At 46.9% G+C, this 11,783-nt stretch carries 7 protein-coding genes; 2 read left to right on the top strand and 5 right to left on the bottom strand.

What is annotated here, in order from left to right; all coding sequences use genetic code 11:
• Nucleotides 1–4: 4 nt before the first annotated feature.
• Entirely contained in the window at nt 5–1,492 is a 1,488-nt protein-coding gene (pyk, locus tag AB6805_RS31975; RefSeq protein WP_370913493.1) for a pyruvate kinase, read from the bottom strand.
• 12 nt (nt 1,493–1,504) lie between these two features.
• Nucleotides 1,505–2,485 (bottom strand): 6-phosphofructokinase, encoded by a 981-nt coding sequence (gene pfkA / locus AB6805_RS31970; protein WP_370913492.1) that lies wholly within the window; start codon nt 2,483–2,485, stop codon nt 1,505–1,507.
• Nucleotides 2,486–2,656: 171 nt separating this feature from the next.
• On the opposite strand from pfkA, the gene AB6805_RS31965 reads away from it, so the two are divergent.
• Nucleotides 2,657–4,750: a prolyl oligopeptidase family protein gene (locus AB6805_RS31965; RefSeq protein WP_370913491.1), complete on the top strand. Its 2,094-nt coding sequence runs from the start codon at nt 2,657–2,659 to the stop codon at nt 4,748–4,750.
• 106 nt (nt 4,751–4,856) lie between these two features.
• Complete coding sequence (locus AB6805_RS31960; protein ID WP_370913490.1) at nt 4,857–5,756, top strand: NAD(P)-dependent oxidoreductase; 900 nt, start codon at nt 4,857–4,859, stop codon at nt 5,754–5,756.
• A 3-nt stretch (nt 5,757–5,759) separates the two neighbouring features.
• On the opposite strand, the gene AB6805_RS31955 is transcribed toward AB6805_RS31960, so the two are convergent.
• The 3 genes from AB6805_RS31955 to AB6805_RS31945 all read right to left on the bottom strand — a co-directional run bounded on the left by AB6805_RS31955 (nt 5,760) and on the right by AB6805_RS31945 (nt 11,684).
• A complete protein-coding gene (locus AB6805_RS31955) occupies nt 5,760–6,698 on the bottom strand; it encodes a hypothetical protein (protein WP_370913489.1) in 939 nt (312 codons plus the stop codon).
• A 218-nt stretch (nt 6,699–6,916) separates the two neighbouring features.
• Nucleotides 6,917–8,566 (bottom strand): hypothetical protein, encoded by a 1,650-nt coding sequence (locus AB6805_RS31950; protein WP_370913488.1) that lies wholly within the window; start codon nt 8,564–8,566, stop codon nt 6,917–6,919.
• Between the two features lie 40 nt (nt 8,567–8,606).
• On the bottom strand, nt 8,607–11,684 hold the full coding sequence (locus AB6805_RS31945; protein ID WP_370913487.1) for a tetratricopeptide repeat protein: 3,078 nt from the start codon (nt 11,682–11,684) through the stop codon (nt 8,607–8,609).
• Nucleotides 11,685–11,783 lie beyond the last annotated feature (99 nt).

Below are 11,783 nucleotides of genomic sequence, written 5' to 3'. Positions count from 1 at the left end.
GCAATTAGTCCACTTTCGTGATCTTCAGCATGTTTGTGGGCAGGTGTTCTTTGACAGGGGTGCTACCGGTGTTAACGGCTACATCTCCCGATTTGATGAATCCTCTTTCTTTCAGGATATTGATCTGATCGAATACGATATCATCCAGGCTTTCTTCTTCTTCGTAGTAGAAGGCGCGCACACCCCAGCTCAGGCTCAGCTGGTTTACCAGCGACCTTTCTTTTGTGAAGATATAAAGCGGGCTGCGTGGGCGGTAGCTACTCAGCATAAAGCCGGTGTAACCGCTCTGGGTCATACCAATGAGGGCATCAGCGTCCAGGTCTTCCGCAATTTTACAGGCGTTGTAGCACAGTGCATCGCTGAGGAAGGTAGGAGAGTGGCGGTGAGGGATCAGGTTACGGTTGTAAATGATCGCTTCTTTTTCCACTTCCTGGATAATTTTATTCATGGTTTGGATAACCAGTTCCGGGAACATACCGGTAGCAGTTTCGCCGCTCAGCATTACCGCATCAGCACCTTCCAGTACGGCGTTGGCTACGTCGGTGATTTCACTACGGTTCGGACGGGTGCGGTCCATCATGCTTTCCATCATTTGTGTAGCCACAATAACGGGTTTTGCACGGTGAATGCACTTGCGGATAATATCTTTCTGGATCATCGGGATCTGCTCTACTGGCAGTTCCACACCGAGATCACCACGGGCAATCATCACGCCATCACTTTCCCAGATAATTTCTTTCAGGTTCTGTATCGCTTCAGGCTTCTCAATTTTAGAGATCACCTTCATTTTAGAATTACGTGCTTCCAGGCGTTTGCGTAATACGGCCAGGTCTTTTACGCTTCTTACAAAGGAGAGCGCTACCCAGTCGCATTCGTGGTCGATGATGAATTCCAGGTCAATAATATCTTTATCTGTCAGCGCAGGAAGGGAGATTTTGGTATCCGGGAGGTTAAAACCTTTTTTGGAAGACAGTACACCTGGCAGGGATACTTCCGCTTTGATTTCACCGCTGGCAGTAATTTCTTTTACAATTGTCTCGATTTTACCGTCGTCCAGCAGAATTTTCTGGCCAACTTTAAGATCTTTGTACAGGTCAGGGTAGGAAACGTAAATTTTTTCCATGTTGCCCACCAGCTTTTCGTTTACGAAAGTGAGGATATCACCTTTCTTCAGCGGGAGTGCATTGTTTTCGATTTCACCCACACGCAGCTTTGGTCCCTGTAAATCGGCCAGGATGGCTACGGTGTAAGGTTCTGTTTTATTGATCTGGCGGATGTATTCAATAATCCGCAGTTTATCTTCGTGCGAGCCGTGTGAAAAGTTGAGGCGGAAAACGTTAACGCCGGCCTTTACCAGTGTCAGCAGGCCTTCATAGGTATCGCATGCCGGGCCTACAGTAGCCACGATTTTTGTTTTGTGCGAAGAGTGTTCTCTACCCGCAGCGTTATCCATCTGCTTGTGATAGTATTTCGAAAGATCCTTTGTACTCATAAGTCTAATTTTTTAACTCGCAAGAATTTTAACAATCTTAAACCATTCGGGGTCAATTTCCTGTTTGGCTTTTACAGCTTTATCAAGAGGAGTGTAATGGATCTTGTCGTTGACAACACCGACCATTACATTGTGGATGCCTTCGAGAAGGGCATCTACGGCTGCATAGCCCAGACGGCTGGCCAGAATACGATCTGTGCAGGTGGGAGCGCCGCCACGCTGGATGTGTCCGAGGATACTTACCCGGGTATCCAGTTGTGGGCACCTTTCTTTAATGATACGACCAACTTCAGTAGCACCGCCGGTTTCATCGCCTTCGGCTACTACAATCAGGTTAACCAGTTTCCTGCGGCGTTCGTTCGCCTGCAGTTCTTCAATAATGTCATTTACTTCGGTTTTGCGCTCAGGCAGCAATATGTGCTCCGCACCAGTGGAAATGCCGCTGTGTAACGCAATGTAACCGGCATCACGGCCCATTACCTCGATTACAAACAAACGGTCATGCGCATCGGCAGTGTCCCTGATTTTGTCGATAGCTTCCACCGCTGTATTCACAGCTGTATCAAATCCAATCGTAGAATCAGTTCCTGCAATGTCCTTGTCAATAGTACCAGGCAAGCCTATACACGGAATATCAAATTCCTGGCTGAACTTTTGCGCACCATTAAACGAGCCGTCTCCACCAATTACTACCAGCCCGTCAATGTTGTGTTTTTTCAGATTTTCATAAGCCATTTTTCGCCCTTCATATTCATAGAACTCTTTGCACCGGGCGGTCTTCAATATGGTGCCTCCGCGCTGAATAATGTTGGCAACGGACTTTGACTCCATTGGGAAGATCTCGTTCTTCAACATTCCCCTATAGCCGTACATAATGCCATACACATTCAGCTGATGATAAATGCCCGTTCTTACAACGGCACGAACGGCGGCGTTCATCCCGGGAGCATCTCCCCCCGATGTAAGGACTGCAATGTTGTTCAGTTTTTTCATATAAATTGCTAAAAAAATATCTTAAAGGCGCACAAAAATAACATTTTGCAATTGTTTTCTAACTGTTATCTGATGAAATAACCTAAATTTTTAATTTCCATCAAACAAAGTAGATAAATTTTTTAAAAAATATTACGCATGTCGAAAAAAAATAATAGGAGGTGGATCTTTATGAGCGTAAGTTTAATCGCCGGGCAGGCAATAGCGCAGCAGCAGCAAACGATTACTTATCCCGAATCCAAAAAAGTGGATACCATAGATAACTATCACGGTACCCCAATCGCAGATCCTTACCGGTGGCTGGAAGACGATCACAGTCCCGAAACAAAAGCATGGGTGGACGCCCAGAATAAGGTAACAGAAAACTATCTCTCTAACATCCCTTTCCGCGCAGAAATCCGCAAAAGACTGGAAGAATTGTGGAATTACCCTAAAAACGGCGCCCCCACCAAACACGGTAACTATTATTACTTCTTTAAAAATGACGGTTTGCAGAACCAGTCCGTTCTTTACCGTTCTGCCACTTTAGGCGGTACCCCGGAAGTTTTCCTGGATCCCAACAAACTGTCAGCAGCCGGTACCACCGCATTGGGCAGCATGTCGTTTTCAAAAGACGGGAAATATTTTGCCTACCTGCTTTCCAAAGCAGGATCCGACTGGCAGGAAGGTTATGTGATAAACGTGGAAACCCGGCAGCTCCTGTCGGATAAACTGGAATGGGTAAAGTTCAGTGGCCTGTCGTGGAAAGGTGACGGCTTCTATTATAGCCGCTACGACAAACCAGATGAACAAAACAAACTATCCCAAAAGAATGAATTCCAGAAAGTATATTACCACCGCCTGGGCGATCCGCAGGAGAAAGATGAATTGATCTATGTGGATAAAGAACACCCGCTGCGCAACGCCGGCGTAGACGTAACAGAAGATGAGCGCTTCCTGATCCTCTCTACCTCGGAAGGTACTTCCGGCCGGGAACTCTGGTACCGCGACCTGCAGAACCCCGCGCAAAAAGAATTCACCCTGCTGGTAAAAGGCTTCGCTAACGAACCAGACGTAATAGATAACGATGGCGACAAGTTATTGGTGCGCACCAATCATAACGCACCCAACTATAAAATTGTGCTGATAGACCCCGCCAATCCTGCTGAAGCCAACTGGAAAGTAATTGTTCCGGAAAAGAAAGAAGCCCTCCAGGGTGTGGGTCTCGCCGGCGGCAAATTATTCCTTTCCTATCTGAAAGACGCTTCTACCAGGGTTTACCAGTATGATTATAAAGGTAAGCTGGAACATGAAGTGAAACTGCCTGGCCTCGGAACCGCTGGTGGATTTGGCAGCAAGAAAGAAGACAAGGAGTTCTTTTATACTTATACTTCCTTTGTTACGCCGCCTGCTGTATATAAATATGATGTGGCCACCGGCGTTTCTACCTTATATAATAAGGCAGAAGTAAAATTCAACCCTGCGGAATACGAAACCAAACAGGTATTCTTTAAAAGTGCCGACGGAGAAAGTGTTCCCATATTCCTTTCCTACAGGAAAGGGATCCGGCTGAATGGCAATAACCCCGTGTTGCTCTATGGCTACGGCGGATTTAATATTGCCATGACGCCCTCTTTCAGCGTTTCCAACCTGTACTTCATGGAACAGGGAGGCATATACGCCGTAGTATCACTGAGAGGTGGCAGCGAATATGGAGAAGCCTGGCACAAAGCAGGTATGATGGAAAAGAAACAGAATGTATTCAACGATTTTATCGGTGCAGCTGAATACCTGGTGAAAGCGAAATACACCAATCCCGGCAAGATAGCGATCCGCGGCGGTTCCAACGGTGGCTTGCTGGTAGGCGCCTGTATGACGCAGCGTCCGGAACTGTTTAAGGTGGCACTGCCCGCTGTAGGCGTAATGGACATGCTGCGCTTTCAGAAATTCACCATCGGCTGGGCCTGGGCAGTGGAATATGGCAGCAGCGATCATGCAGAACAGTTTAAATACCTGCTGAAATATTCGCCGCTGCACAACCTGAAGCCTGGTACCGCTTACCCGGCTACACTGATCACCACTGCGGATCACGACGACCGTGTGGTACCGGCGCACTCGTTTAAGTTTGCAGCCACACTGCAGGCAGACAACGCCGGGCCAAACCCTACCCTGATCCGTATTGAAACACAGGCAGGTCATGGAGCCGGCAAGCCCACTTCCAAGATGATTGATGAAGCCGCTGATATCTGGGCGTTCACCATGTATAACCTGGGCATGCACAAGTAAAGTTGCGGGTGATTAGCTTTTAGCTGTTATCGAAATGCCTCATTTTGGTGAACAGCTAAAAGCTTTTTTTTCTTATCTTTAGAAATAGCGTATTGAACATGGCTTTATGAAGGTACTTATAACTGGTAGTAACGGATTATTGGGACAACATCTGATCCCGCTTTTTCTGCAAGATGGAAAATATGATGTGATAGCCACAGGCAGAGGCCCTAATCGTTTCCCCCTGCGGGATAAATACACTTATGAGGCGGTGAACCTCCGCGATGCCGGCAGCGTAAAGCAGCTGGTGGAAAAACATCAGCCGGATATCATTATTCATGGCGGCGCCATGTCGCAGGTAGATGACTGCGAAAAAAATAAAGATGCCTGCTGGGATACCAATGTAGGGGCTACCCGTTACCTGGTACACGCAGCAGAAAGCTGTAACGCCTTCTTCATTTTCCTGTCTACCGATTTTGTATTCGATGGCTTGCAGGGACCTTACAGTGAAGATGCTACCGTAAATCCTATCAATTATTATGGCACCAGTAAAGTAGCTGCAGAGCGACTGGTGATCAACAGCAAACTGAAATGGGCCATTGTCCGCACGGTACTGGTGTATGGCGTGGTGGCAGACCCGCATCGCAATAACATGATTACCTGGGTAAAAAATAATTTACAGCAGGGTAAAAAAGTGAAAGTGGTGGATGACCAATGGCGTACGCCTACCTTATGCCACGACCTGGCGAAGGGTTGTTTGCTGATTGCAGATAAGAAAGCAAACGGTTTCTTCAACATCTCCGGAAATGAAATTCTCACTCCCTATGATATGGCCATTCAAACGGCTGAATACTTCAAACTGGATACTTCCCTCGTAGAAAAAATCAGTGCCAAAACACTGGCACAACCGGCGGCCCGTCCTGCCAAAACCGGGCTGATAATAGATAAGGCAGCCAAAGAATTGGGTTATCAGCCCCGTACTTTTGCGGAGGGGCTGGAAATTGTAGCCGCTGAAATAAAAGCTTAACAGCTAAAATTCAAGAAATACTTTATTGCCAAATATTTTGCGGATGCTATCCCTTTGCACGGTGGTATCTGCTGCCAGTGAGCGCAGCTCCACCGCAGTTCTGTACATGCTGTCCCTTTTATAAAGTACCAGCATTTTTCCCCAGGCGAGTTGTTGCTTTTGTTTTTTTACAGCGATACTGCTGTCTTTATATCTTTCCACCACTGCATAGTAAGTAATGGGCGTAATCGCAGCTTTTGCTGTGGAGTCGGCCAGGGCCTTTTGTATGGAGTCCGTAGCAGCAGCGGCAAGCTGTTGCGCGTTGACTCCCGTATCAGCAGGAGTTTCGGATTCAGCTACTGGTTTTGAAACACCCGATAAATACCACCAGGCGGCTAATCCAATTACAATAGCCGCAATGGGAATAGCTGCCCACCACCATTTAAAACCACTTTCTTCTGTTACGGCTTCCAACGTGTCTTCCACCTCTTCTGTCATAACAGGCTCCAGCGCCTCTATAGGCGGCGGAGGAACAAATGCCGGCGTAGAGCGGCTATCTGTTGTGCGTGCTATCGGCTTAATATCCAGTGTTTCTTTTTCCACCGGCAGCTCCTCTGCATGGAAGTGAATGTTGCCGGTAAAGTCGCCCTGCAACTGACCAATACCCGGCAATACCAGTGGCTTCCCGGATTGAAGTTCTGCTTTCAGCTCTTCCAGGTATTTTTCCAGCTTCCGCTGTGCTACCGCCGGCACCAGGTTTTCCTTAAGGGCTATCCATTCCACACAGGAACCATCGTCCTGCCATTGTTGGGTAAACATCACCTGCTCACGCGGCGCCGTAAGCGTTTGGGCGTGGTCGTTATAATGCGCCGGAAAATGTTGTACAGAAAATGTTCCCAGCTGTGGTACTACACAAATCCGCTGTTTAAACAGCACTTCCTGGATATATTGCTGAAGTATCAAGTGGAGCAATTTTTAGTGAATAATGCCGCGGATTTTGTCTTTCTCACTGATTACGCTGATTATACTGATTAGTTTGATTTTACTTTTGGGATTTTATAAAGGATTTTCGGAGATATAGGTGAATATCCCCAAAATCAAAAAAAATCAAAAAAAGATCAAATCCTGGTAATCAATATAATCAGCGTAATCAGTGAGAAAGACAAAATCCGCGTATAAAGTTAAAACTTAATCATCACACCACCCACAATATTGAACCCATAAGTAGGGTAAAGATAATACCGCTGGTAGTGCGTATTGAACAGGTTATTTGCATTCACCCACAGTCCGAAATTTTTGCTGATATCATAGGATGCGCCTGCATTCAGGTCCCATGCGCCTTTGGTTTTGCCGAAGTCTTTGTTGGGGAGCAGGTAATAGCTGCCGCTCAGTGCAAAGAGGTCGGCATTCAGGTGTAATTTTTTGGCGATGGTGTATTGTGCAAACAAATCGCCCTGGAAAGCGGGCAGGTGCCATGGTTGCACTTCCGTTTCCTGTTTGTTATAATTATACCAGTCGAAGCTTACGCGGGCCTGGAATTTTTCTTCTTCAATATAGCCTACTTCACCATGCAGCTGGAAAGCGCGCAGCTGGGCTTCGTTACGGGTGGTGAATTTTTTGGTATCGGCGCTGTCGTTTACAAACAGCGGCATATTATACCAGGTAACAGAAGCGAATTTGGTGTTATAGTTGAAATGGCTGCCCAGCGTACCTTTGATACCAGTATATTTTTCTTCTACACGGGTATTCATCATTTCTCCCGGTAAGCCGGCGAGGAATGGATTTTTATTAGCGAGATTACGGTAGGAATTCTTTTCAAAATAGGAAATCCATCCACTGCTCAGGATCAGTTTTTTACGGATCAGGTGCGATTCATTCACGATGTCGGGCAGCAGGTAGAATTCGCCATTGCTCCACGTTGGATTTACGCCGGCATGCAGCACAAATCCTGGCTTCATGATATCCACCGCAGGGTGGATAGAAGCGATGTTGTTGTTGATGGCGCGGTTGTTATCTTCTTTATAGGTAGAAAGATCAAATACACCTTCTACTTTTATGTAGATATCTTCAAACACCTGCTTACGTACCGGTACATTCAGCTGGAAGGTATTTTCTGTTCGCTTGTAGGAATCGTTGAAAAGAATAAACTTCACTTTTGGCTGGAAGGTAAATGCCCAGTCGTTTTGCGGCCTGTTCTGCATGCCTACTGACGCGGTGATCTGGTTAAACGTTTGCTCGATATCCTTCTTTTTATAGCTGGCCGTATCGTGACCATAACCATAGTAGTGAACGGTATTACGGTCGTACCCGATGCTTCCGTCGAACCGGAACTTTGGTAACAGGTAGGTGCCGGCGGCCAGTACATTGAGGTTACTATAATCCTGGTCAGGAATTTCCTTGCCTTTGGAACCGGTGTAGTTTACGTACAAACCGTAGTTGTACATATCCTGCCGGCCGCTGCCGAAGCCAGCCTGCACATAGGGTGTTTTGTAATTACCATATCCCAGTTTCACGAAGTTGTTCTGCAGGTACGACAATGAATCTTTACCCAGTGCCAACGGTTTGAGCGGCATAGCCTGGTACATAAAGTTCAGGTTCAGCGCCGGTATCTCGTACTTCATGGAAGGACGGGTGGTATCAATACCCGGCAAAGAAGCAGTGAGATTGAGTTTGTAGGCGTCGCGCAGTTTGGGTTGGTTGGTGGAAATGATATCAATCGTTTCCTGTTTCAATACCTCCTGCGCGGCTGCCTTCTGTGAAAACAGCATTCCCGTCAGCCCCAGTGCTGGTATGATAAAAGTTCGTTTGTTATATATTGCTTGAATGTTCATGCTTTGTTGCGCTTAATGTCAGATTCCAGAATCCGGGTGATTATTTCTTCGGTTTTTTGCCGGCTGCTTTTTCTTCTGCTTCCGCTTTGGCCAGTTTATCTTTCGCTTCCTGTTTCAGCTCAGGAATAGAGCTGTTGGTAACGATGCTCTGGTAAGTAGCTTTTGCATTGAAATAATCCTGTTGGCGGGCGTATACATCTCCCAGCAGGATATATGATTTAGCCACCCAGTATTCATAGGACGGCGTATTTTTAATCACATCAAAACCGGCTTTTTCGGCGGCATCCAGTTCATTCTGTTGCAGGTAGCAATCCGCAATGTTGTAGCGGGCTTCGGCGCCTGTTTCAGATTTGGTCATGCCGGCAACCGTTTTGAACTCCGACAGGGCGGCGGCATAGTCTTTTGCCTGCTGTAATGCTTTACCGCGATAGAAATGGGCGATGATCTGATCATCCGTGCTGATATTGGCGGCAGCCAGTAACATTTCTGAATAGTTGGTTACTTCGTCCCAACGTTTCAGCTGGTAGTTGCTGCGAAGCAATCCCCTGGTGGCAGTAAGACTGTTTTCTTTGCTGGTAGCCAGGTCCTGCAGTTGCAGGTAATATCCTCTTGCCTTATCATAATTTTTTACCTGGTAGAAATTGATGTTAGCCGCCTGTAGCGCAGATCTTTCTGCATATAAACTGTTGTTGCGGGATAATACAAATTCATAGGCAGGCAATGCGCTCGTATAGTCTTTACTGTTATAAGCGCATTCTGCTTTATAGAAGTAGGCCGGCAGGATAAATTGTCCGTTCGGATATTTCTGGATATAGTTGTTGAAGCCGCTGGTGGCGCCTGCGCAATCGTTGCTGGTAAAGCGGGCTTCGGCAGCAGCATAGGCGAGGGAGTCTTCAGCAGAAGCGGTAACGGTTCTGCCGCTGGCTTTCAGGAAGGCGAGGTAGTCGTCGGTTTTGCCCTGGCTTACATAAATCGACTTCATACTTTGCAGGGCTTCATTGGATTCCGGCGAGTTAGGGAATTTCTCCACTACCTGGCGGTAATAGGCCAGCGCTTTGCTGTCGTTATCTTTATTGTAGTAGCTCAAACCCAGTTTCAGGAGTGCGCGTGGTGCATTCGGTCCGTTGGGTTGTTTCTGTAAAACATTTTCCAGGAAAGGAATGGCTTCTGTATATTTTTCTTCCGAGAGATAGGTATTGGCTATCTCAATATCTGTTTCGTTATTAAAGCCGGACGATGGAAACTTGTTACCCAGTTGTTTGAGCAGTGCCAGTTTCTCACCTTGCTTGCCCTGTAAGCCGAGGATCACGGCTTTCTGGTAGGTGGCGTAATCAGCGCCGGGAGCGTTGTTGCTGATGATGCGGTCGTACAGCGCCAGTGCCTTCGGGAACTGGCGGAGCATATAATAACAATCGGCGCTGCGGAGGGCGGCGTCGGTGGCAATACGTTCTGCGTTAGGGCCGCTGGTGCGTTGGGCAGATTCAAAGTAAGGCAGTGCTTCCGTGAATTTGTCTTGTTTCAGGAGGCTGTATCCCAGGTTGTAGCTGGCGGTTTGTGCGTTAGCTTCACCGGATACCGGGGCCGTATTATTCAGATAGGCGTTCAGGTTAGTAACCGCCTGGTCTGTTTTATTCTGACGAAGGGCAATTTCTGCTTTCCAGAAATGGGCGAGTTGTTTGATCTGTGGATCGTAGGGGTTGCTGATGGCCACATCCAGCAGGCGGTCGGCTTCTGCCAGTTGCTGGTCGTTGATCAGCTGGGTGGCGCGGCCGTAGGCTACTTTCTGGTAAGCTTTCAGCACCGTGGGGTTTTTATCGCGAATCGATTCAATGGTCGCTAAACCGTCTTTGTAGTTATTGCTGTTCATGAAAAGATTAACGAGTATTTCCCTGGCTTCTTTGTTATAAGCAGATTGCGGGTATGTTTTTACAAACTGTGTGAGTTCGCTGAGCGCCGCATCGGGGTAGCCCAGTTCGTACGATAATTTACCATAGTTGAACCTGGAAATTTCCTGTTGCTGTGCGTTGGAGCTGTTGTTGGCGCAAAAGGCAAAAGCATTGCGTGCATTGGCTTTCTGACCGGTGCGGAGGTAGCAGTCGCCCAAAAGGTACATGGAATTTTGTCCAAGTGAATCTTTGGAGCTGCTCAGTTGTTTAAATCCCGCGATCGCTTTTGAGAGGTTATTCGTCTGGTAATAAGCGTATGATAACTGGTAGATATCTTCGTTTCTTACATCATCTGCATTATCCTGGAAATCCTGCAGGTAGGGCAATGCTTTCGAATAGTTCTTTTTTTCGAAGTAGGCTTTACCAAGTAACTGTTTTAGTTCTGCTTCGTAGTATTGTCCGCCTTGCCGCAGCAGTGGCTCCGTATAGGCGATCAGCTGATCTGTTTTTCCCTGGAAGTAATAAATTTCAGCGATGTAGTAAGGTACTACGTTACTGTATTTCGGTTCGTTCACTACTTTCTGGAAACTATTGAGGGCTTCGGCATACTGGTGGTTGTAGTAGCTGATAAAACCATAGTAATAGTTAGCAGGAATGCTGTATTTGCCGGGCACCTCTTTGATGGAGGCAAACAGGGGCTGTGCCTTTTTAAAATCTTTTAAATTAAAATAGCAATAGGCCAGTTCAAATTTCGCTTCTGCAATTTCTGCGTTGGAGAGGTTTTCGATATTGGCTTTCTCGTAGAGGGGAATGGCCTCTTTGAGTTTATTCTGGCGGAAATAATATTTTGCCAGCTGATAGCTCACCAGTTCTTCCCGGGCATTGTTATTGGCCAGTTTCAGAAATTCCTGCGCCTGTTTTTCCGCATTGTCCTGTTGCAGTTTCAGTGCGCAGATGGTATAATAGTAGTACGCATCTGTTTTAACCAGGTCACGGTTGGTTTCGTGGAAATAGTCGATGTTATCAAGGGTTTGCTTGAAAAGCTGCATGGACACGGCATATTTTTCCTGCTGGAAATATTGCTGGGCGTCCTTGAACACTTTTTCCGGATCTGTGTAAATGCGTGTTTGCTGTGCCTGTGCGGCAGGCAGCCCTATCAAACCTGTACCCGTAAAGGCCAGGAGTGATATGTACAGATGTCCGGGAACAAAAACTCTTCTTATAAATTGCATGCTATAGCTGTTATTTCTTGAATATGCGTTTAAAACGAATCCCGGGAGGAAATATTTTCCAGCCGGGGAAGTACTCTGTCGTGGCCTGACCCTGGTAGT

It is taken from the genome of Chitinophaga sp. RCC_12 (genome assembly GCF_041360695.1).
Lineage (GTDB): Bacteria > Bacteroidota > Bacteroidia > Chitinophagales > Chitinophagaceae > Chitinophaga.
Note: the sequence above shows the minus strand (reverse complement) of the source record. Positions and strands in the feature narration are given on the sequence as shown.

Bases quoted from the DNA above. Each gene is read 5' to 3' on its own strand.
- pyk (WP_370913493.1), bottom strand. From the start codon at position 1,492: ATGAGTACAAAGGATCTTTCGAAATACTATCACAAGCAGATGGATAAC.
- pfkA (WP_370913492.1), bottom strand. From the start codon at position 2,485: ATGAAAAAACTGAACAACATTGCAGTCCTTACATCGGGGGGAGATGCT.
- AB6805_RS31965 (WP_370913491.1), top strand. From the start codon at position 2,657: ATGAGCGTAAGTTTAATCGCCGGGCAGGCAATAGCGCAGCAGCAGCAA.
- AB6805_RS31960 (WP_370913490.1), top strand. From the start codon at position 4,857: ATGAAGGTACTTATAACTGGTAGTAACGGATTATTGGGACAACATCTG.
- AB6805_RS31950 (WP_370913488.1), bottom strand. From the start codon at position 8,566: ATGAACATTCAAGCAATATATAACAAACGAACTTTTATCATACCAGCA.
- AB6805_RS31945 (WP_370913487.1), bottom strand. From the start codon at position 11,684: ATGCAATTTATAAGAAGAGTTTTTGTTCCCGGACATCTGTACATATCA.